The organism is Caballeronia insecticola, assembly GCF_000402035.1.
Taxonomy (GTDB): domain Bacteria; phylum Pseudomonadota; class Gammaproteobacteria; order Burkholderiales; family Burkholderiaceae; genus Caballeronia; species Caballeronia insecticola.
Window position 1 is genome coordinate 632845 of sequence record NC_021287.1, and the last position, 20396, is coordinate 653240.

Below are 20396 nucleotides of genomic sequence, written 5' to 3' on the forward strand. Positions count from 1 at the left end.
ACCGATTTGCCTGCTCAATGCGCGCCGATGAACGCGATGACATCCGCGAGAACCGGCGACGGGTCACGCCGGGACGCCGAAATCGCATCGACGATCTGGCCGTGGCCGTATCCCGGATACGTCTTCAGTTCGACGGAATCGTCGCGGGCGCGCAACGCGTCGGCGAAGCGCTCGCTGTTGCGCGGATCGACGACCGTGTCCGCCGTGCCGGTGGCGAGCAGCATCGGCGGCTCGTTGCCGGTGACGAAATCGATCGGGAGCGTGCGCCCGCGCAGCGTCGCCGGAAAGATCTCGGCCATGTGCGGCTCGCGCGGCGGAATTGCCGCATAAGGGCCCGCGAGCCCGATCATCCCGGCAAGCGACGCCTTCGACATGCCGTGCGCGGCCAGATAGCGCGGATCGGTGGCGACGAGCGCCGCGATGTGCGCGCCCGCGGAATGCCCCATCACGACGATGCGGCCGGGATCCGCGCCGAACTCGCGCGCGTGATCGCGCGTCCAGCGTACGGCCGCGGCGGCGTCGTCGACGAAACCGGGAAAGATGGTGTCCGGAAACACGCGGTAATCCGGCGCGACGGTCACGATGCCGTGCTCAGCCAGCGTCTCGCCGATGCCGTGCGCGTCGGCGCGTTCTCCCGCCTGCCAGCTTCCGCCGTAGAAATACACGACGACTGGCCGCGCGGCGCCCGGGCGCAGGTCGGGCGCGTACACGTCGAGCCGTTGGCGGGGCAGCGTGCCGTAGGCGAGGCCGTCGGCGCGTTCGTCGTCCTGCGCATGCGTGCGGGACGCGGCGAGCCCGGCCGCGCAGGCCGCGAGCGTCAGGGAAATAAACCGCCGTCTCGCCGGGATGGGCATGATGTCCTCGACTTTCGATGAGAAGCGAAAACAGCGGATATGCGGCGGTTGCGTGTCGGATGCGTGCCGGATGAGCGGCGCTCAGGTCGACGTGTCGCGCAGCGCGGCGAGATCGGCGTCGTCGAGCCAGCGCCAGGCGCCTTCTGCGAGCGACTCCGGCAAAGCATAACCGCCGACGCGCTCGCGATGCAGTTTCTCCACCCGGTTGCCCGAGGCCGCCACCATGCGTTTCACCTGATGGTACTTGCCCTCGAGCACGGTAAGTTCGAGCAGACGCTCATCGCGCGCAACCGCCGCGAGCGCGGCGCTCGGCTTCGTTTCGCCGTGCAGCAGCACGCCGTCGCGCAGTTTCGTGAGTTGGGCGTCGTCGAGCGGATGGCGCACGGTCGCGAGATACACCTTCGGCACCTTGCGCTTGGGCGAGGTGAATGCGTGGACGAAGGCGCCGTCGTCGGAGAGCAGGAGCAGGCCGGTCGTGTCCTGATCCAGCCGGCCGACTGCCTGCACGCCGCGCTCGATAAGCTGCGGCGGCAGCAGATGAAACACGCTCAAATGATGCTGCGGATCGCGCGAGCACTCGTAGCCCGCGGGCTTGTTGAGCACGAGGTAGGCCTTCTCGCGATACGTCCAGCGTTGCTCGTCGACGTCGAATTCGAGCGCGGGCGTGACGGGAACGACGTCGCGGGGATCGTCGCGCACGACGCCCGCGATGCGCACGCGGCCTTCGGTCAGGATGCCGCGGCACTGGCGGCGCGACCCGAAGCCTTGGGAGAAGAGGAGGGTTTCGAGGTCCATCGGATGGGGCGAAGTTGAAGCGCGCATTCTAGCAAGCCGCGCTTTCAGCTTTTCAGGCCGCGCCCATCCGGCGGTCTCATTGCATGTCGATGCGGCCGTAGACGCCATCGGCTTCGAAGTTCGGCCCGGCGGCGAAGAACAGCGTGTTCGACGGCTGCGCGCTCAGGTTGTTGCCGAACGCGATGCCCCACAGCCCGCGCTGCACGAGCGGCGTGCCGTCCGCGTTCAGCAACTGGCCGACGAACGCGCCGCTGTTCGGATCGAACGCGTTGATGGTGCCGTCGCCGAAATTGCCGACGAGGATATCGTTGCTGAACGTGCCGAAGTTGCCCGGCGCCTGCGCGACGCCCCACGGCGCGTTGAGCGGACCGTTCGGCGCAAGGCGCTGCGTGAGGTTGCCGTCGAGGTCGAAGACGTCGACGAAGCCCTGGCCCGCGCCCGGCACGTCGTCTTCGGCGTCGCTGTCCTGCTTCGCGTAGGTGACGTAGATCTTCGCGCCGATCGCCTGAATGCCGAAGGGCGCGAAGCCCGCGGGAATCTGCGTGTCTCGAAAGCCGCCCGGCACGACGAGCTTCGTGTAGGTGCCGTCAAAGACATCGATCTTATTGTTGTGGAAGTCGCTCGCGTACAGGCGATGCCCGCCCGAGGCGGTCGTCGCGATCGCGAGGCCTTTGTAGATGGCGCCGGACGCGCTCGAATCGACGACGGTGAATGCATGCGTCATGTCGACGGCGGGCGCCCACGCGGTGATCGAGCCGCCTTCGCCCGCGAAGAGGAATGCCGCGACGCCGGATTTGCCGTTGCGCGCGAGCAGGAGATCCGGTCCTTTGTTGAACACGATGCCGGTCGGATTGGCCGGGCCCTTCGCTGTCGGCGGAATCGCGACGACGAGCGACTGGACGACGCCGTTGCCGTCGTAGAGCGTGGCCGTCTGCGAGCCGTTGTTGGCGACCCAGACGAAGCCGTTCGGATTGAACGCGACGCCCCAGCCGTTCTTGAGATTCGGATCGGTATGCGGTGCGGGGATCGCGCCGTCGGACACGACGATCGACATCTTGAAGCGCGTCGCCGCGGGCATGTTGTCGTTAGAGCCGCCGCCGCACGAGGCGAGGCCGGTCAATGCGGCGAGCGCGGCGGCACAGACCACTGCGCGCCTCCACAATCCGTTCTGCATGATGGTGACTCCTCTGGCGCGGCGCGTTGCGCCCGCCGTCAGTTTGTTCGTTCGTCACCTCTAAACGGATGGGGGCAAAGGCTTATTCCGTTGGCAATCCTCCCGATCGTTGCGCGGCTCAGTGCGCGTCGCCGCGTCCCTTCGATACGGTCGGCACGCCCCAGCTGACGGTCGACGTATGCGTTGAATCGTCCTCGGCGGGCGTCGCGGCGTGTCGTCCGGCCATGCTCCAGCGACCGTCGAAGGTCATCGTGGGAACGACTGGTTTCGGAATGCCGCTGGCCTGGCGGAAGTATTCGGTGTTGGTCTCGTTCTGCACGGAGAGCGCCTGACGCAAGCTCGACTGCGCTTGTCCGTTGCGCGGATCGAGCGCGACGGCGCGGCGCGCGTTGCGCAATGCGCACGTCGGCTCCTTGCTCGCGGCGCAGGAGCGGGCGCCGGCGATTGCGCTGTCGCGTGCGCGTTCCTGGCGGGACAAATCGGCTGCAAGCTGCTGGATCTCCGGACTGCGCGGCTGGTTCGCGGCGAGCGTGCGCATGTGGCGTCGCGCGGATGCGAGGTCGCGGGTGGCGAGCGCTTGCTGGACCGCGGCGATGTTGCGCGCGACGGAAGGGGGCAGGGGTTCCGGGGCCGGGTGAAGGGCGGGGGCGGTGGGTTTTTCGATCGATGCGGTTGTTGTGGGGGGCGTGGTGGTCGCGACGCGGGGCTTGTCTTGTGCGGGTGTGCGTTGCGGCGTGGTGGGCTGCGTGCTCGATCCGGTCGCTGCGATTGCGTTCGTTGCAGAGGCGCGTGGTTTGTCTTGCGTGGTTGTGGACTGTGGTGCGGCTGGCGGTGCAGTCGATGCGATCGCGTTCGTCGCAGTGTTGCGTGGCTTGTCCTGCGGGGTTGCGGACTGTGGCGCGGCAGGCGGCGTGCTCGGTCCGGTCGATGCAATCGCGTTCGTCGCAGCGATGCGTGGTTTGTCCTGCGCGGTTGCGGACTGCGGCGCGGCAGGCGGCGTGCTCGGGCCGGTCGATGCGATTGTGTTCGTCGCCGCACTGCGTGACTTTTCCTGCGCGGTTGCGGACTGCGGCGCAGTGGTCGGCGTGCTCGGTCCGGTCGATATGCCCGCGCTCGTCGCAGCGATGCGTGGTTTGTCCTGCGCGGTTGCGGGCTGCGGCGTGGCGGGCGGCGTGCTCGGAGCGGCCGATGCGATCGCGTTCGTGGCAGCGATGCGTGACTTGTCCTGCACGGCGGTGGCCTGCGGCGCGGCGGGCGTCGCAATCGATCCAGTTGCGCCGCGCGATGGCACAGAGTTCGACGGCGAGGCTGCCGCGAGCGGCACGGATGCGGGTGCGCTGACGCCTGCCGCCGGCGCTTTGATGGCGGCGGTGTTGGCGACCGTCGGCACTTCACGCGATGCCACTTGCGACGCTGGCGCGGCCGGTTTCGTCGACATCGAAGGCGCCGCCGCGACGACCGGACCGCTCGCGCTGCTCGACGCGGCCGCCTTCGTCGATACGGAAGGCGCCGCCGCAGCAGCGACGACGCTCGCGGACGCCGTCTGCACCGGCGGTTTTGCGATGGCGGCAGCCGCAAGCGCACTCGTCGTCGTCGCCGAATTCGGTACAGGCGCGCTCGCCGCCGCCATGCGCGACGGCGTCGGCGCGGTTTGAACGACACGCGACTGCACCGCTTCAGCGGTCGTTCGCGGCGCGACGGGAACGTTGGATGCGTTCGGCTTGGCCGCGATCGCTATGGCGGCTTGCGAGGCGGCACCCGCGATGGCCTGTCCGCCCGCTTGCGCCGCGCCCGATTTCGACGCTTCCGGCTCACGCCCGTCCTTCGCCGCCGCCACCCCGGCCTGCGGGCTCGCTGCTTCCGGTTTGGCGCGCGTCAGCGAAGCGTGGCGGGCGTCGCTGGCCGCGCCCGCATCCGCTGCGCTGTCGTGGATCGGCCCTGCCGCGCTGATCGCCGGGCGGGATGTCGACGTGTCGGCATCGTCGCCGGAATGAACATACCAATACCCGCCTGCCGCGAGTCCCGCGAACACGCCGCCGACCAGCACCGCGATCGCGCTGCGTGCCGGCCCGCGCGACGGCGCTTGCGGCTCGTCGCCCGGCTCGGCCAGACTCGGATAGGACGTCACCATCCGGCGGCGCACGACGCGCTTGAGCCAGTTGGAGTCGCGCAGATCGACGATGTCGAGTTGCTCCGGCGTGGCGGCAGCAGCAGCGCCAGCGGCGGCGACGGGGGCCGCAGCCGCTGCGAGTTCGGCCGCCGAGGTGAGGATCGCGCCCTGGCGATCCGCGCCGCAGGATGGGCAGGTGTCTTCCTCGACCCGGGAAACGGTGTTGCAGCGGTGGCAGATTACGGAGTCGAGCGACAGCGAGTATTCGGTTCGATTCATGTCGCACCCATCTTCGAGTTATGGCTCGACGCGTCGCGCGAGCGCGTCACGGCATCGGAAAGTCCTAAGCAACCCGAAATGCGGCCACTGCGCGGGCGAGCATCCTCGTTGATGCTCCGCGCGCCGGGGTTCTCGATGCCGATCGGAGGCCTATTTTTGCTGCTCGCAGCGAAACGCGTCTACGCGATTGCGCACATTCGCGTAACGAAGCGATTAGGGGAAACGCTTACGGGAAGGGGGATGCGGCGGGTGTTTGGGTGTACCGGCGAGTCCCGGAGCGGGGGAGATTCGGCCTACTATGTATTTCGACGAGTGCGCCAGACCCGACCGAGGCGCGACAAGACTTCGTTTCGCGCCCAAAACCGCGCGGCCCGAACGCAAAAAAGCCGCTCACGACGGAGCGGCTTTTTCTGAAAAATCTTGGTGCCAGGGCCGGAATGAAATATCGCCCGAAAAGCCTTATCGGCCGGGGCTTTTGATTCGGTTCATCCAATTTGTGCCCCCAAATATGCCCCCACACATGGAGCGCTGCCCTGGTTATCCACAGCGCGCAGTCGCGAATTCCTAAGGCCCACGTCGCGCAAACAGAATTACAATTCTTCGCAATCGTTGCCTCATAACGACAACGAGCAGCACGCCGCGCCTAGATCGGCCAATCGAAAACCGGGTTCCCTTGCCCGGCTGGCGCGGTTCTTCGCAAGGGGTTGCGTGAAGAGGGGCGCAATGATGGATCTGTCTCAAGCGGTTCTCGGACGTGAATTGAAGAAAGTCATCGATGCTTGGTCTGAAGTGCAAAGGATTCTAGGTATCAGTCGACCGGCCGCCGTGAACGTGGTCGAGCAACTCTTCAGGCAGTTGGAACTCGACTTGTACCTAGACTGCGACGAATACAAGGGGCTGTGGTTTCCGCTGTCGAAGAAGGAAAATCGCGATTACATGATGACGCAGCTCGGCTGTTCTGATTTCGCATCGGGAAAAGGGGAGAACGACCCGTCCGGATGGGACGACTGGCGCTTGCTGCCGAGCGATTACGAAACGATCATCGACCACGTTCGGAGCATTGCGCGTCGTACTCCCTGCGAGGTCCGACCAACCGCGCAACAGCAACACCAGATAATCAATGAGCCTTTGGGGGCAGAGGTCCAGCGCCTTCGGTCAGAGGTCGCGAGGCTATCTGAGCGCTTGGTCGGCAAGAACCGCGAGATCGACCGGCTGGAGCGCACAATCGTGCGCAACTCGGTGCTGGCGAGTGCGCAACTTGAAGCGATGGAGCGGAAGCTGGAACAAAAAGCGGAACAGCGGGCGGTCGATATAAACGTGAACGGCGTCGCCGCCTTCCCCGCATCGCCGACAGCAGGGGTAACCGTCACCCTTCCACATGTCACCAAGGGCATGAAGACGGTTTTCGATGTGATGCGGGCACACTGGACGGAATATCGCAGCGATGCCCCGCCGAAATCCGCCAACGTTGCGCGCGAGATCGATGAACGTCTTGGAAATGCGCCACAGAAAGACGGCCAGCCTTCCCGCAATGGTCAAGCGTTCGCGGCTCTGATTCGGCCCGATGAAATCCGGGCAAAGGATAGGCGACCGAAGAGCCCTTAGAAGGCGACGGTATCCCCTGACGGTATTTGCAGACGGTAAGACGGTATTCCCCGTCGCCTTACCCACCGCCTACGCTGCGAGCCATGCAACAAACGCCCAAGGAGGGCAGCATGGCACTCAAGGCAACAACCGCGCAACCAATCGGAGGCGCGCCGCTCCCAGCTCCTGAAGCACTCCCGGCTGACGGGTATTCACGCTGGCCCACGCTGAAAAAGATTATCCCCGGCTCGCGTGAATGGGTCCGCTTGCGCGAACTCGAAGGCCGTTTTCCAAAACGCGTTCATCTTTCTCAGCGTTGCGCCGCGTGGCCGAACCGCGAAATTCATCGTTGGCTCGCTGACCCGGTGAACTACCGCGCCGCCGACACGGAGGCCGCGTAATGCCGACGACGACCACAATGCAAAAGGGCCGCGCCCCTTGCAAGAACGCGACCCCGACGACCACGGCCCATGATACTGCGCTCGTTCACTTGCACGACGGAAAGCCAGTCACGGATAGCCTGACGATTGCGCGCGAGTTTGGGCGCCGCCACGATCATGTGCTGCGCGCGCTCGATTCGCTCATAGCGGACGGTACGGTAGGTCGCCCCAATTTCGAGGAGACCTCATACACCGACGAGTGGAACCGTCAGCAACGCATGATCGAGCTGGACGAACGCGGTGCATTGATCGCCATGCCGTTCATCGGCGGACGCAACAGCCGCGCCGGGCAGGTTCGCCTGGTCGATGCCTTTCTCTCCCTGCGCCGCGAGGCGTCAGCCCGCTCGGCCCCCGATCGCCTTGCCGCCCGTCGCGACGCCGCCAGCCACTACAGCATCCTGTCCGAGATGCTGATGATCCATCGCGAGGCCGAAGGGAAGGCGACGAAGCCGTACCACTACGCCAACGAGGCGAGACTGGTCAACGAAGCGTTTTCCGGCGTGTTCGGGCCGCTCGACCGCGACGCATTGAGCGCCGCCGAGCTGCGCATCCTGACGCGCGTTGAAGTACGCGACGCCGCGCTGATCGGCGCGGGCAAGACCTACGCAGAGCGCAAGGCGCTGCTTTCCGCCTACGCGGTGACGCTGCGCGCCGATCCGCGCCTGACGGGAGGTGTGCAGTGAAGGGGAACTCCGCAGCCGCACAACGCGCGCGCCTGCTTCGTGCGCTAAAACGTGGACCGGTCGATACCGTTCACGCCTACCGCAAGCTCGACATTCTGCACGTCCCTCGCCGGGTGTTCGAGCTGCGTGAAGCCGGGCACTCCATCGTCACATCGTGGGTTTGGCGCACGACCGAACAAGGCGAGCGGCATCGCGTCGGCCTGTACTCGCTGGAGGTTTCGCAATGACCATCTGCACTCGCCGCATAGTTCGGCCGCACATGTACGCCGAGGCCTCTCCGCATGGCGCATGTGCGAACTTGCTTTCAAATTCGTTTCATTCAGGTACAGAATACTTACGACATATCTTCGCCAGAATGTTCGTACATGAAGTGAAGTACACCAAGTTCACCAAGTACATCGAGGGATCGCGAAAACACCTCGCCGTGGACGATGCGCTGTTGCAAGAACGCTGCGCGACGTTAACTGTTCCCCCCGAGCGCATAGAAAATCTGGCGCAAAATGTCGCATTCACGGACGCCACGTTGACGCTCGGAACCGCCCGCCGCTATCCTGATCTTTCGCTGCGACAACAGCGAACCGGGGTGACAGCCGGGAAATACCTGAGGCGGATGACAACCGCCGACGAGCGGTTTTTTTGCGTCCGTACACTGCGCACCGATTTCAATGGTCGGGCCTTGGTGGAGGAGCGCTCGCGCTCGCCGGTTTCCTCGGGTATCCGGTCTGTCAACTCCGCCTTGCGCCCGGCCACCCCGTTTGACAGCGGCCGCCGGGTTTTCAAACTACCCGAGGAGGCCGCACCATGCGCCACGCCCCCGCTCGCCCTGAGCAAACGCAATCCCCTATCCAGCTCGAAATCATCCAGCACGCATTACGCGCCGCCGCAACCGCGCCGACCGTCTTCGATGCGCTCGACATTACCGGCGACGCACTGCGCCAGCTCGGCGAACTCGCCCGCGCGGAGGTGCTTCATGGATAAGCGTCACGCAATCGACACACCCGCGATTGACCGAGCCACACTCGCCCTGACGGGCCTTACTGCCCTGCTCGGATTGATGGCAACTGAAGAAGTCGCAACGGCATTCTCTCAGCTTGACACGCTGGAACAGGTGGCTGTCTTCGGCGCGCTCGAGGACATTGCGCGAACCGCGCGCGCCGCTGTCGGCGAACCGGTCGAGGTGTCGCATGGCTGACTTCCTGACCGACACGGCCGGCCTGAACATTTTCAGCAAGGACGCAACGGACGCCGCATATCGCGGCGCGATTTGCTCCGCGCCTTTCATGCACAGCCTTGAACGCGTTCACGGCGTCACGCGCGGCCTGCATGAGCTGTTCAGCCTGCTGCGCAACAACGAAACGCAGCGCCTGAACTACGAAGACCGCGACGACGGCGACGACGTGGCTCCGCCATTTTCTTTCGACTCGATCGACAATTTCATGCCACTCGGCGCGGCCGTATGCGAGCTGTTACAAGGCGACATCGAGCGTCTTGCGCGGTGGGCGGACATGCGCGCAGAAAGCGCCGCAGACGAAGCGCACGCCCCCTCCGTCTCTCGGCGTGGCCGCAAGGCTAAGGACTCCTCAGCGGAGGCAGAGCATGGCTAACGACCTTTCGCGCGATAAGGCGCTACGCCGGATCGAGGAAGCGGCCAACGGTGCGCACGCGCTCAGCGCCGTGGCCGCGCTTCAACTGAGCGGCGTGGAACTCGACGCGGCGGACTTCTGCGTGCTGGTATCGGATGCCGTAGAGCTGTTGAACAAACGGCTGCACGTCGTCCATTTATTGATCGGCGGCGGCGGGCTGTCGCCCACGCTGACGGAGGCGCAATGAGCGACGTTCCGAACATCGAAACGGAGTTCGCCGGCGCGCTGACGGCGGCGGGCTTTCCCGCGGCCGAGATCATCGCGGACGGCGAGTTGCATCGCATCGACGGCCCGGAGGATCGGCCGGGCAAGAAAAGCGGCTGGTATGTGCTCTATGCGGACGGCATCGGCGGCGGCGAATTCGGCTGCTGGAAAACGGACCTTCGCCGGAAATGGCGCGGCAAGGCGGCTCGCTCTCTGGCCGACCAATACCTGATGACCGAGCGAATCGCCAAGCGGCGCGCGCACATTGAGGCGGAGCGCATCCGTGTGCGTACGGACGCCGCCCAGGCGGCGCGCGCACTGTGGGACCGCGCGCGCCCGGCGACGGCCGATAACCCCTACTGCACGCGCAAGGGCATCAAGCCGTTCGGTCTGAAGGAGTTCCACGACAAGCGAACGCTGATCGCGCCGATCCACAACGCCGCCGGCGATCTGGTGAACGTCCAGTTCATCGGCGCGGACGGCGTGAAGCGGTTCAAGACCGGCGGCGAAGTGGCGGAATGCTCGTTCCAGTTCGGCGGCGAGCCGGGCGCGGACGGCGTGCTGTTGATCGGCGAAGGGTTCGCAACGTGCGCGAGCGCGTTCATGGCTACGCGTGCGCCGGTCGTATGCGCGTTCAATGCGGGGAACCTGCTGGCCGTGGCAGGCGCATGGCGGGCGAAACTGCCCGGCGCGCGCATCGTGCTGCTGGCCGACGATGACCATCGGACAGACGGCAATCCGGGGCTGACGAAGGCAACGGAGGCCGCGCAAGCGGTCGGCGGCGCGCTTGCCGTGCCTGTGTTCGGCGAGAACCGCCCGAACGGCGCGACCGACTTCAACGACCTGCACGCGCTCGCCGGATTGGAGGCGGTGCGCGCAATCGTTGAGCGCGCCGCCAGCAGCGGGCCGATGCGCGCGAACGCGGGAGCGGCGAGCGACACGCCGACGCCGACCGATGCAGAGCCGCCCGCCGCCGCGATGTTAAGGATTGTTCAGGCTGCGATCGTGCGCACGGCGGACGGCGACGCGGGCGCGCTGTTCGAGGTAGTCGGCACGTTGCGCGATCTGCGCGCCGATCATCCCGCCGAGTATGCGCGCGTGCGCGCCCGCATCCGCCGCGAGTGCCGCGACGTACCGATTGGCGAGCTTGAGCGGCAAATGCGCAGCGACGTGAACACGGCTGACGAAAAATCCGTCGCGGATCTGCTGATCGAGCTGGCGGACGAACGGTGCGAGCTGTTCCGCGATCCTGACCGCATGGCTTACGCTCTGCTCGACGGCGGCGGACATCGGCAATGCTGGCCGGTGCGCAGTGACGGGTTCCGTGAATGGCTGGCGTACAGCTTCTATCAGCAGCACGGCCGCGCGCCAACCGATCTCGCGATCACAACAGCACTGGCCACCATCGAGGGCAAGGCGAAGTTCGACGGCGACGAGCGGCGCACGCATCTGCGCGTGGCGAGTCTGGAGGGCGCGGTCTGGATCGACCTGTGCAATGACGCATGGCAAGCCGTGGAAGTCACCGCGACGGGCTGGCGAGTCGTTGACGCGCCGCCGCTGCATTTCATCCGCACGGCGACCATGCGCGCGCTGCCGTCGCCTGTCGCGGGCGGCAGCGTCGCGCCGCTATGGGAGATCGTGAACATCCCGGAAGGTGATCGGCTGTTGGTGCTGACGTGGATGCTGGAGTGTTTCCGCAGCGCGACGCCCTACGCGGTGCTTGAGCTGACCGGCGAACAGGGTTCGGCGAAGTCCACGACTCAGCATTACCTACGCGAGCTGATCGACCCGAACCGTTCGAACAACCGGGCCGCGCCGAAGAACGTCGATGATGTTTTCGTGGCCGCGCAGAATGCGCACCTGATGAGCTTCGAGAATCTGTCGCATCTGCCCGCCGCGTATCAGGACGCGCTCTGTGTGCTGGCGACGGGCGGCGGCTACTCCACGCGCCGGCTGTTCACGAACACGGATGAAACCGTGCTCGATCTGAAAAAGCCCATCGCGCTGAACGGGATCGCGGTGATCGTGACGGCGCAAGACTTGTCCGACCGGGCGCTGCATATCGACTTGCCGACCATCGAGGCGCGCGCAACCGCGAACCAGATTCAACAGGCGTTCGAGCTGCATCGCGGTGCGATCTTCGGCGGACTGCTCGACCTGCTGACGCGCGCGCTTGCAGAGCTTCAAACCGTGCGCATGGAGCCGCTGAAGCTGCCGCGCATGGCCGACTTTGCGCAGCTCGGCGAGGCGGTCTATCGTGCGCACGGCAAGCTCGCCGGTGCGTTCCTGCTCGACTATGAGGAGCGCCGGCGCGAGAGCGTACACCGCACGCTGGAGGCCTCGCCCGTCGCAATGGCGATGCTGGCGTATCTCGACGCGAATCCCGGCGGGTTCGAAGGCACGATTGGTCGCTTGCACGAAGTGCTGGCGGGTTTCCGGCAAGACGCGGAATCGTGGCCGAAGTCAGCCAAGGGCATGGGGGACGCCTTCCGGCGACTCGCGCCCGCATTGCGCCAGATCGGCATTGCGGCGTGGGCGAGCGAGCGGCGCGGCAGACAGGGTTACGCCTGCTCGCTGCGGCGAGTCAGCGACCCGGGTATGTCTTCCGGCGATGTTGGTACGCGAGATGAAGTTCACCAAGTACACCATGTTCACCACGACGACGCCGGTTCAGTTGCATCGGGTGTACTTGGTGAACATGGTGAACATCACCTCATGCAGCAACATTGCGGAGAAGATATATCGAAAGGAAATTGCAATGTTGATGGCGCAGACGACCCGGAGGCTGATGTATGAGCGTTGCACAGGTTCTGAGCAAGGCGCGGGCGCTCGGCGTTAGCCTGCGCATTAAGGGCGATCTGATCAACATGCGCGGTCCCGCCGAAGCACTCGCCGCGATCAAACCCGATATCGCCGAATACAAGCCCGAGATCATGGCGATCCTGAACGCGGCGGGCGGCGCGCTGATCGACCCGGACGGCGGCGCGTATCTGCCGTGGGGGCCGTATTTGTCATCGGCTGATGTGGTGCGGATGCGTGCCGAGCTGGCCGAGGCGATCGAGGACTTGGCGGATTGGGAAGACTGGCCGGCCACGTATCGCGACGAAATCCTGTCGCGGGCGATGCGCGGTCCGCTGTGCGATCTGCTGCCCAATCTGGCGCACTTCCGTGAACGCGTGTCTGACCACAACGCCGAGAGCGAAGCGCGGTTCCTGCCGCGTCGGCGCGCATGGCGCGCGTGCGACGATCTGACGAATCGAGGGTATCCGCTCGCGCGCGGAGCTGGTCGGCACGGTGGTGCATAGCGTTCTGAGCGGCGCGCCGTGCAACTTGCCAAACGCATACGGGATAAGGCTGAGGCGCTGGTGCGCACCTCAGAAGTACGCACTCAGGTACGCACGGAAACCGGGGTTTTTACCGTCTATAAAAAGAACGGTGCGCGGAATATTTGAGTGCTGACGGTTGCAGTTACCACCACAGGTTCTTAGTGCGGTTACCACGGAAACCGAGGTTTTACGGCAGCATGAAAAGTAGCAAGTCGGCGCGGGTTACTCCGCACTGAAACGCCCACCAGAGTCCGCGTTCAGTGGTCGATGAGTCTGCACCGGCGCGGCTTTTCCGTTTGATGATTTCGTATTCTGTGGAGGCCCAATGCGCGGCGGAACGAGGATCAACGCGGGCAGGCCGCGAACGAGACCGCAGACGCGACAGCTCCGATCGATCGACGTGCGGCGACTGCAACGGGAAAACCTGTTGCGCCCGAGCTTGTCCTTCGGCTGGCAGTGGACGGACGACGAAGGCAACCCGGCATCACGGATTGACGTTCGCACACACGAACGCGCGGTTACGCTCGAATATGCGATCAACGGCAAGCCCGTCGAGCAGCGTATCGCGCTGCTCGAAACGCCTTGCAACTACGGCGGCGCGCGCGCGTGGTTCGAATGTCCGTGCTGTCGGCGGCGCGTGGCGCTGCTGTACTTGTCGCGGCAAGTCGCCTGCCGTCAGTGCTTCCGGCTCGCCTATCCGAGCCAGTCCGAGGATCTGATCGGCCGCATGTGGCGCAAGCAGGGAAAGGTGGAGAGGCGTTTGCGAACAGGCAAGCGAATGACTAACGCCACGCGCAAACGGCTCATAGACGAGCTCATCCGTGTCGAGGACGCCCGTGAAGCAGCGTTCATAGCGGCGGCGCGACGCCTCCTCGGGTGGTGACATTTTTCAGCGGCGCGACTGAATGCATAACTAAGCAGTCGTGCGGTCACTCGTTCAGGCACTCCGTTCAACTGCGCGTTACGCAGACCGCATTCAAGAACGGGATATGCTTGCACGCGTCTCACTCAAAAAGGGCGGAATATGGCAGCAGGAATCGATTGGCCTGTGACAATCGGAGTGCTGACGGGGATAGTCGGGACGGTAACCGGCATCGCCGGAACGATTATGGCTCTCATCGCATTGCATCGAACGAAGTGGGTCAGAGAAGTCGAGATGCGGCTGGATTTAGATAAGGCTATCGTTACAGCTAGCCACACGAGCTTCGCATTACCTGACTTGCTGCAGCGTGCGCTGGATTCGAGGCGTGCGGTGCTCGCGGCCCAAGGACGAGGAAACTCCGGTGCGTGGCAGGCCTTAAATGACGAGATTCATCAAGCGAAAGCAAAGTGGTGGCAACTGCATCAGGCAGTCGCCGGCCTAGCCGAAAGCTCCGACAGACAACCGCTCGAGAGCATGGCTGCAACGCTTGCTGACGTTCACGCGCTGCAGCTTGACCTTACTGCGATGAGCGACAAAGACCGGGCAGAGTTGTTGCACGACGATGAAACACGCAGGGAGATCGCGCGACAGCATGAAAGCCGCTTGCCCTAGTCGGCGCACGCGCGAATACCGCTGAGAAATGTTGAGCTGGCGAACGCGACACCGAACGTTAAGTTTTGTTAAGGACAATTCGCGATTCAACTCGCGGCCCGCTCCAGCGGAATGACTTGAGCGCCGGCCTTGACCCGCTCCAGATAATCCGCCCACGTCTGCATCATCGCGCGCCGCTCCTTGATGAACTTCGTCCGGTTGTACGCCGAGCCGAGATTGTCGGGAACTACGTGCGCGAGCTGGTGCTCGATGACTTCCGGCTTCTGCTCCAGCTCTTCGTGCAGGATCGTGCGCGCCATTGCGCGAAAGCCGTGGCCGGTTATTTCCGTGCGTGTGTCGTAACCGAGTCGCCGCAGCGCTGCGTTGATTGCGGCCTCACTCATCGGCCGCTGTGTCGAGCGCGCGCCGGGAAACACAAACCGACCCGTGCCGGTAAGCGCGTGCAACGCGCGCAGGATCGCCACGGCTTGGCTCGCGAGCGGGACGAGGTGTTGAGTCTTCGTCTTGCTGACGAGATAGCGCCATTCGCCCTTGTCCAGATCGAACTCGGTCCACTCGGCCTGACGCAACTCGCCCGGACGGACGAACAGCATCGGCGCGAGCTTGAGGGCGCACTGAACCGGGAAAGTGCCAGAGAAGGCGTCGAAGGCGCGCAGCATCTCGCCGACTTTCGCCGGATCGGTGATCGAGGCGAAATGCGTGGTCGCGGCCGGCGGAATCGCGCCAACCAGATCGCGGGCGGGGTCTGTCTTGCAGTGGCCTTCCTTGATGCCGAAGCGGAACACACGGCTTATCTCGCTGCGCACACGATGCGCCGTGAAGCGCGCTCCGCGTCCGTCGATGCGTTTCAGCACGGCGAGCAGTTCGGGCGCGTCGATAGCCGTAATCGGCCGCGTGCCGAGCCACGGAAACACGTCATTGTCGAAGCGCGCAAGCGTCTTGTTGTACTGGCCGATTTCAACAAGCGCCTTGCGTTCATCCATCCATGCGAGCGCCACGGCCTTGAACGAGTTCGCCGCAGCGAGCAGGGCGGCGCGCTTGTCGGCTTTCTTGGTTTCGCCGGGGTCGAGGCCCTGTGCGAGCTTTTCGCGTGCTTCGTCGCGCTTCTTGCGCGCCGCCGCCAGCGACACGTCTGGATAGACGCCAAGCGCGAGGCGCTTCTCCTTGCCCGCAAATCGGTACTTCATCCGCCAGTACTTGCCGCCAGCGGGCGTGAGTTCAAGGTACATGCCGCCGCTGTCCGCGAGGCGATAGGTTTTCTCGCGCGGCATGGCGTTACGGACGGCAGTGTCGGTAAGGGGCATAGGGCACACCTGTGGGGGCATAAATCAGGGGGCATCTCGCGATTCTCTGCGATGCCCCCAAAAATGCCCCCGATATGCCCCCGCTGTCAATGGTGAAACATGGGCGACGATGGCAAATAAAAAACCCCGAGAGCCTTGCGCTGTCGGGGTTTCTGGTGATACTTGGTGAACCTTTGCTATGTATTTGGTGCCCAGGGCCGGAATCGAACCGGCACGCCTTGCGGCGGGGGATTTTGAGTCCCCTGCGTCTACCAATTTCACCACCTGGGCTTGCATCGGCTGAGCGACGATAAAGTGCTGACCAGCCGATAGAGTCGGCGATTATGACGCAAAACGCCGCCGCGGGCAAGCGCAGTAGCAACGGCGTCAACGCCTTCCTCGCCGCTACTGCGCGAGATAAACGAACGCGCCGTTCCGGATCGTGCCCATCACGCTTGCGCGCTGATCCAGACCGACGTGATCCGTCGCGCTCGTATTCACGACGCCGTTCGGCACGACGAGCTCATGCGCGTGCTCCAGTTCCGCGCGCAGCGCCACGCGAAACGCCTTCGTGCCGGGCGTGGCCGTTTTCAGCGCACGCGCCACGGCATCCTGCAGACGCGGATACACGCCTGCCGCATCGCCCGCGAACTGCGTGACCGTGCCGCGGCCGTACTTGTCCTCGTAAGCGTTCGCGAACGCGAGCGCCGCCTTCTTCGACGGATGATCCGCCGGCAGCGTGCGCGCGACGACCACCGGCTGCGTCGGCAACAGCGTGCCTTCGACGTCCTTGCCGCCCAGCTTGATGAACTCCGGCGTGGCAATACCGTGTGTCTGATAGATCGCGCCCTTGTAGCCGCGTTCGACCAGCGTGCGCTGCGGCAGCACCGTCGGCGTGCCGGCGCCCGCGATCAGCACGGCGTCGGGTTTCGCGGCGATCAGCTTGAGAATCTGGCCGGTCACGCTCGCGTCCGTGCGGTTGAAGCGCTCGCTCGCGACAATCTTGATATGCCGCAACTCGGCGAACTTGCTGAATTCGCTGAGCCAGCTGTCGCCGTAGCTATCCGCGAAGCCAATGAAGCCCACCGTCTTCACGCCGTGATTGGCCATGTAGCGCGTCATCACGTCGGCCATGGCGCGGTCGGTCTGGGCCATCTTGAACGCCCACACTTTTTTGCCTTCCTGCGGCTCCACGACCGACGCCGAGCCGATCAGCGTGATCATCGGCGTTTTGTATTCGGCGACAGGATCGAGCGCCGCGAGCGCCGCCGGCGTGATGTTCGGGCCGACGATCACATCGACCTTGTCTTCGGTAATGAGCTTGCGGATATTGCGCACGGCCGCGCCGGGGTCGGAGCCGTCGTCGAGGATGATGTACTCCGCGTTCTGCCCGGCGATGGTTTTCGGCCACATCAGCATCGCGTTCTTGCTCGTGATGCCGATCGCGGCAGCCGGGCCGGTGCTCGACAGATCGATGCCAACTTTCAATTGCGCCTGCGCGCCAGCGGTCAATACAGACAAGGCGATGCCGGCGAGCAGCCGGCTCGTGAACTTCGACAACGTCATCGGAAGGGTCTCCAAGGGAAATGCATCGATTTTTTGTCGGCGATGGACGCCGTTTTTTCTACAGCTCGTAGCTTTCGTGCTCGCCCGACAGCGCCTGCTCGATCAGCTTGCGGTTGAGCGACGGCGACAGCAGTTCGACAAGCGTATACACATAGCTGCGCAGATAGGCGCCCTGCTTGAGCGCGAGCCGCGTGACGTTCGTGCCGAACAGATGGCCGACCGGCATCGCGCGCAGATGCCGGTCGCGCTCCGGATTGAACGCGATGTCCGCCATGATGCCGACGCCGAGCCCCAGCTCGACGTAAGTCTTGATCACGTCCGCGTCGATGGCTTCGAGCACGATGTCCGGCGTCAGATTGCGCAGCGCGAACGCATGGTTGATCTTCGTGCGCCCGGCGAAGGACGCCTCGTACGTAATCAGCGGATACTGCGCGAGATCGTCGAGCGTGAGAAGCTTGCGTTCCAGCAGCGGATGGTCCGGAAGCATGACGGCGAGATGCTGCCACTGGAAGCAGGGCAGCGACACCAGTTCCTTATAGTTGGCGATGGCTTCCGTCGCGATGGCGATGTCCGCCTGATCGTGGATCACCATTTCGGCGACCTGCGTCGGGCTGCCTTGCAGAATGGCCAGGTGAACCTTCGGAAAGCGCTTCTTGAACTCCGCGATGGCGGCCGGCAGCGAGTAGCGCGCCTGCGTGTGCGTGGCGGCGATCACGAGATTGCCCTGATCCTGCGCCGCGTAATCTTTACCGACGCGCTTCAGGCTTTCGACTTCCTGCAGAATTTTCTCGACCGACGCGAGAATGATGCGCCCCGGCTCCGTCAGCGATCTCACGCGTTTCCCGTGCCGCGTGAAAATCTCGACGCCCAGTTCGTCCTCCAGTTCGATGATCGCCTTGGAGACGCCCGGCTGCGACGTATACAGCGCCTTCGCGGCTTCCGTCAGGTTGAAATTCTGCCGGACGGCCTCGCGCACGAAGCGGAACTGATGCAGATTCATTTATAACCCTTGCTTATAACCATCAGGCATATCAAAGTAATTTTTCAGTCGTTTGCAATATATAGCAGGTTCTTTACTATCAGTCCAATTTTTCCAATATCCATATCTGTTTTCGTCATTTGCTTATGAGGGTTCCGTCTGAACGGTGCCGGCGGCGAAGACTCAATGAATATTCGATGGACGAGACGCGCGACGTAACCTAGGACGCCGCGCTTTGACAAAAACTTGGGGCCCCCGAATGTACCAATACGATCAGATCGACCAACGCATCGTCGACGAACGTGTCGCGCAGTATGCAGACCAGGTTCGCCGTCGGCTGTCGGGCGAATTGAGCGAAGAGGAATTCCGTCCGCTGCGTCTGCAGAACGGTTTGTACATGCAGCGTCACGCCTACATGCACCGCATCGCGATTCCGTACGGCAACCTGCGCAGCGACCAGATGCGCGTGCTGGCCACCATCGCGCGCGAGCACGACCGCGGCTACGGCCACTTTTCGACGCGCACCAACATCCAGTTCAACTGGGTCGAGCTCGAAGAAACGCCGGAAATCCTGCGCAAGCTCGCCTCGGTGCAGATGCACGCCATCCAGACGTCGGGCAACTGCATCCGCAACATCACGGCCGATCAGTTCGCGGGCGTGGCGCCCGACGAAGAGGTCGATCCGCGTCCGTGGGCGGAGATCATGCGTCAATGGTCGACGTTCCATCCGGAATTCGCATGGCTGCCGCGCAAGTTCAAGATCGCGGTGAACGGCTCGACGGAAGATCGCGCAGCGGTGCAAGTGCACGATCTGGGCGTCTATCTGAAGAAGAACGCGCAGGGCGAAGTCGTCATGGACATCCTCGCGGGCGGCGGGCTGGGCCGCACGCCGATCGTCGGCGCGATCATCAAGCGCGATCTGCCGTGGCAGCATTTGCTCACCTATTGCGAAGCCGTGCTGCGTGTGTACAACCGCTACGGCCGTCGCGACAACATGTACAAGGCGCGCATCAAGATTCTCGTGAAGGCGCTGTCGCCGGAGAAGTTTTCGAAGCAGGTCGAAGAGGAATGGCAGCATTTGAAGGACGGTCCGTCGACGCTCACGCAGGCGGAGCTCGAGCGCGTGTCGGCGTTCTTCGCGCCGCCCGCGTACGACAAGCTCGCGGACACCGACGCCTCGTATGAAAAGCATCTGATCGAGAGCAAGCCGTTCGCGCGCTGGGTCGAGCGCAACGTGCGTCCGCACAAGGTGCCGGGCTATGCGTCGGTGACGCTGTCGCTCAAGCCGCGCGAGATCGCGCCGGGCGACGCCACCGACAAGCAAATGGACGACGTCGCCGATCTGGCCGACGAATTCTCGTTCGGTGAAATCCGCGTGTCGCACGAACAGAACCTGATTCTCGCGAACGTGAAGAAGCGCGATCTGTACACCGTGTGGGAACGCGCGAAGGCGCTCGGTTTCGCGACGGCGAACATCGGCCTGCTGACGGACATCATCGCGTGCCCGGGCGGCGATTTCTGCTCGCTCGCGAACGCGAAGTCGATTCCGATCGCGCTCGCCATTCAGGATCGCTTCAACGATCTCGACTATGTGCACGACCTGGGCGATCTGTCGCTGAACATCTCGGGCTGCATCAACGCGTGCGGTCATCATCACGTCGGCAATATCGGCATTCTGGGCGTCGATAAGGACGGCTCCGAGTGGTATCAGGTGACGCTCGGCGGCGAGCAGAGTTCGGGCGCGACCGGCGCGCATCTGGGCAAGGTGATCGGCCCGTCGTTCTCGGCGGAAGAAATGCCCGACGTGATCGCGCAAGTGATCGATACCTTCGTCGACAACCGCGGCGAAGGCGAGCGTTTCATCGAGACGTTCAATCGCATCGGCATGGCGCCGTTCAAGGAGCGCGTGTACGCATCGCGCCAGGCTCACGCTTGAGGATTT

The 20396-nt window shown here is 64.2% G+C and carries 19 protein-coding genes and 1 tRNA gene; 12 read left to right on the top strand and 8 right to left on the bottom strand.

Annotation, left to right across the window (positions count from 1 at the left end; genetic code table 11):
• Positions 1-14: 14 nt before the first annotated feature.
• The 4 genes from BRPE64_RS02880 to BRPE64_RS31810 form a co-directional block, all read right to left on the bottom strand.
• The gene (locus BRPE64_RS02880) at positions 15-854 is read right to left on the bottom strand and encodes an alpha/beta hydrolase (protein ID WP_016344519.1); all 840 of its coding nucleotides are present in this window, start codon (positions 852-854) and stop codon (positions 15-17) included.
• A gap of 81 nt (positions 855-935) precedes the next feature.
• Positions 936-1649 carry a pseudouridine synthase gene (locus BRPE64_RS02885; protein ID WP_016344520.1) on the bottom strand — a complete coding sequence of 238 codons (714 nt, stop codon included), beginning with the start codon at positions 1647-1649 and terminating at the stop codon, positions 936-938.
• A 76-nt stretch (positions 1650-1725) separates the two neighbouring features.
• On the bottom strand, positions 1726-2823 hold the full coding sequence (locus tag BRPE64_RS02890; RefSeq protein WP_044041171.1) for a TIGR03118 family protein: 1098 nt from the start codon (positions 2821-2823) through the stop codon (positions 1726-1728).
• Between the two features lie 118 nt (positions 2824-2941).
• Positions 2942-5212, bottom strand: coding sequence for a hypothetical protein (locus tag BRPE64_RS31810; protein WP_051180278.1), 2271 nt, complete (start codon positions 5210-5212; stop codon positions 2942-2944).
• 723 nt (positions 5213-5935) lie between these two features.
• Between BRPE64_RS31810 and BRPE64_RS31815 the strand changes: the two genes are divergently transcribed.
• The 11 genes from BRPE64_RS31815 (at position 5936) to BRPE64_RS02955 (ending at position 14626) form a co-directional block, all read left to right on the top strand.
• Positions 5936-6817, top strand: a complete 882-nt coding sequence (locus BRPE64_RS31815) for a hypothetical protein (protein ID WP_016344526.1) — start codon at positions 5936-5938, stop codon at positions 6815-6817.
• Positions 6818-6927: 110 nt separating this feature from the next.
• A complete protein-coding gene (locus BRPE64_RS02910) occupies positions 6928-7197 on the top strand; it encodes a helix-turn-helix transcriptional regulator (protein ID WP_044041907.1) in 270 nt (89 codons plus the stop codon).
• Positions 7197-7919 carry a Rha family transcriptional regulator gene (locus tag BRPE64_RS02915; RefSeq protein ID WP_016344528.1) on the top strand — a complete coding sequence of 241 codons (723 nt, stop codon included), beginning with the start codon at positions 7197-7199 and terminating at the stop codon, positions 7917-7919. Before BRPE64_RS02910 ends, BRPE64_RS02915 begins: the two co-directional genes overlap by 1 nt.
• Complete coding sequence (locus BRPE64_RS32205) at positions 7916-8146, top strand: helix-turn-helix domain-containing protein (RefSeq protein WP_044041172.1); 231 nt, start codon at positions 7916-7918, stop codon at positions 8144-8146. Before BRPE64_RS02915 ends, BRPE64_RS32205 begins: the two co-directional genes overlap by 4 nt.
• The gene (locus BRPE64_RS33355; protein WP_162472044.1) at positions 8143-9111 is read left to right on the top strand and encodes a hypothetical protein; all 969 of its coding nucleotides are present in this window, start codon (positions 8143-8145) and stop codon (positions 9109-9111) included. The genes BRPE64_RS32205 and BRPE64_RS33355 overlap by 4 nt, the downstream gene beginning before the upstream one ends.
• On the top strand, positions 9104-9523 hold the full coding sequence (locus BRPE64_RS02930) for a hypothetical protein (RefSeq protein ID WP_016344532.1): 420 nt from the start codon (positions 9104-9106) through the stop codon (positions 9521-9523). The genes BRPE64_RS33355 and BRPE64_RS02930 overlap by 8 nt, the downstream gene beginning before the upstream one ends.
• Positions 9516-9749 (top strand): hypothetical protein, encoded by a 234-nt coding sequence (locus BRPE64_RS02935; RefSeq protein ID WP_016344533.1) that lies wholly within the window; start codon positions 9516-9518, stop codon positions 9747-9749. The genes BRPE64_RS02930 and BRPE64_RS02935 overlap by 8 nt, the downstream gene beginning before the upstream one ends.
• Complete coding sequence (locus tag BRPE64_RS31820; RefSeq protein WP_016344534.1) at positions 9746-12562, top strand: toprim domain-containing protein; 2817 nt, start codon at positions 9746-9748, stop codon at positions 12560-12562. The genes BRPE64_RS02935 and BRPE64_RS31820 overlap by 4 nt, the downstream gene beginning before the upstream one ends.
• On the top strand, positions 12559-13071 hold the full coding sequence (locus tag BRPE64_RS02945; RefSeq protein WP_016344535.1) for a hypothetical protein: 513 nt from the start codon (positions 12559-12561) through the stop codon (positions 13069-13071). The genes BRPE64_RS31820 and BRPE64_RS02945 overlap by 4 nt, the downstream gene beginning before the upstream one ends.
• 421 nt (positions 13072-13492) lie before the next feature.
• Positions 13493-13975 carry a hypothetical protein gene (locus BRPE64_RS31825; protein ID WP_144063310.1) on the top strand — a complete coding sequence of 161 codons (483 nt, stop codon included), beginning with the start codon at positions 13493-13495 and terminating at the stop codon, positions 13973-13975.
• Between the two features lie 141 nt (positions 13976-14116).
• Positions 14117-14626, top strand: a complete 510-nt coding sequence (locus BRPE64_RS02955; RefSeq protein ID WP_144063311.1) for a hypothetical protein — start codon at positions 14117-14119, stop codon at positions 14624-14626.
• 86 nt (positions 14627-14712) lie between these two features.
• On the opposite strand, the gene BRPE64_RS02960 is transcribed toward BRPE64_RS02955, so the two are convergent.
• From BRPE64_RS02960 to BRPE64_RS02975, 4 genes are all read right to left on the bottom strand, one after another.
• Positions 14713-15930, bottom strand: a complete 1218-nt coding sequence (locus BRPE64_RS02960) for a tyrosine-type recombinase/integrase (RefSeq protein WP_044041175.1) — start codon at positions 15928-15930, stop codon at positions 14713-14715.
• A gap of 185 nt (positions 15931-16115) precedes the next feature.
• A tRNA-Leu gene (locus BRPE64_RS02965) sits at positions 16116-16200 on the bottom strand.
• 114 nt (positions 16201-16314) lie between these two features.
• A complete protein-coding gene (locus BRPE64_RS02970; protein ID WP_016344538.1) occupies positions 16315-17475 on the bottom strand; it encodes an ABC transporter substrate-binding protein in 1161 nt (386 codons plus the stop codon).
• A gap of 58 nt (positions 17476-17533) precedes the next feature.
• Positions 17534-18475: a CysB family HTH-type transcriptional regulator gene (locus BRPE64_RS02975; protein ID WP_016344539.1), complete on the bottom strand. Its 942-nt coding sequence runs from the start codon at positions 18473-18475 to the stop codon at positions 17534-17536.
• 238 nt (positions 18476-18713) lie between these two features.
• Between BRPE64_RS02975 and BRPE64_RS02980 the strand changes: the two genes are divergently transcribed.
• Positions 18714-20390 carry a nitrite/sulfite reductase gene (locus tag BRPE64_RS02980; RefSeq protein WP_016344540.1) on the top strand — a complete coding sequence of 559 codons (1677 nt, stop codon included), beginning with the start codon at positions 18714-18716 and terminating at the stop codon, positions 20388-20390.
• The last annotated feature ends 6 nt before the right edge of the window (positions 20391-20396 follow it).

What these genes read in the sequence shown, in the direction of transcription:
- BRPE64_RS02960 (WP_044041175.1), bottom strand. Translation starts at nt 15,930, where the DNA reads ATGCCCCTTACCGACACTGCCGTCCGTAACGCCATGCCGCGCGAGAAA.
- BRPE64_RS02915 (WP_016344528.1), top strand. Translation starts at nt 7,197, where the DNA reads ATGCCGACGACGACCACAATGCAAAAGGGCCGCGCCCCTTGCAAGAAC.
- BRPE64_RS02980 (WP_016344540.1), top strand. Translation starts at nt 18,714, where the DNA reads ATGTACCAATACGATCAGATCGACCAACGCATCGTCGACGAACGTGTC.
- BRPE64_RS02890 (WP_044041171.1), bottom strand. Translation starts at nt 2,823, where the DNA reads ATGCAGAACGGATTGTGGAGGCGCGCAGTGGTCTGTGCCGCCGCGCTC.
- BRPE64_RS31815 (WP_016344526.1), top strand. Translation starts at nt 5,936, where the DNA reads ATGATGGATCTGTCTCAAGCGGTTCTCGGACGTGAATTGAAGAAAGTC.
- BRPE64_RS02935 (WP_016344533.1), top strand. Translation starts at nt 9,516, where the DNA reads ATGGCTAACGACCTTTCGCGCGATAAGGCGCTACGCCGGATCGAGGAA.
- BRPE64_RS33355 (WP_162472044.1), top strand. Translation starts at nt 8,143, where the DNA reads ATGACCATCTGCACTCGCCGCATAGTTCGGCCGCACATGTACGCCGAG.
- BRPE64_RS02930 (WP_016344532.1), top strand. Translation starts at nt 9,104, where the DNA reads ATGGCTGACTTCCTGACCGACACGGCCGGCCTGAACATTTTCAGCAAG.
- BRPE64_RS02970 (WP_016344538.1), bottom strand. Translation starts at nt 17,475, where the DNA reads ATGACGTTGTCGAAGTTCACGAGCCGGCTGCTCGCCGGCATCGCCTTG.
- BRPE64_RS02885 (WP_016344520.1), bottom strand. Translation starts at nt 1,649, where the DNA reads ATGGACCTCGAAACCCTCCTCTTCTCCCAAGGCTTCGGGTCGCGCCGC.
- BRPE64_RS02955 (WP_144063311.1), top strand. Translation starts at nt 14,117, where the DNA reads ATGGCAGCAGGAATCGATTGGCCTGTGACAATCGGAGTGCTGACGGGG.
- BRPE64_RS02975 (WP_016344539.1), bottom strand. Translation starts at nt 18,475, where the DNA reads ATGAATCTGCATCAGTTCCGCTTCGTGCGCGAGGCCGTCCGGCAGAAT.
- BRPE64_RS31810 (WP_051180278.1), bottom strand. Translation starts at nt 5,212, where the DNA reads ATGAATCGAACCGAATACTCGCTGTCGCTCGACTCCGTAATCTGCCAC.
- BRPE64_RS02910 (WP_044041907.1), top strand. Translation starts at nt 6,928, where the DNA reads ATGGCACTCAAGGCAACAACCGCGCAACCAATCGGAGGCGCGCCGCTC.
- BRPE64_RS02945 (WP_016344535.1), top strand. Translation starts at nt 12,559, where the DNA reads ATGAGCGTTGCACAGGTTCTGAGCAAGGCGCGGGCGCTCGGCGTTAGC.
- BRPE64_RS31820 (WP_016344534.1), top strand. Translation starts at nt 9,746, where the DNA reads ATGAGCGACGTTCCGAACATCGAAACGGAGTTCGCCGGCGCGCTGACG.
- BRPE64_RS02880 (WP_016344519.1), bottom strand. Translation starts at nt 854, where the DNA reads ATGCCCATCCCGGCGAGACGGCGGTTTATTTCCCTGACGCTCGCGGCC.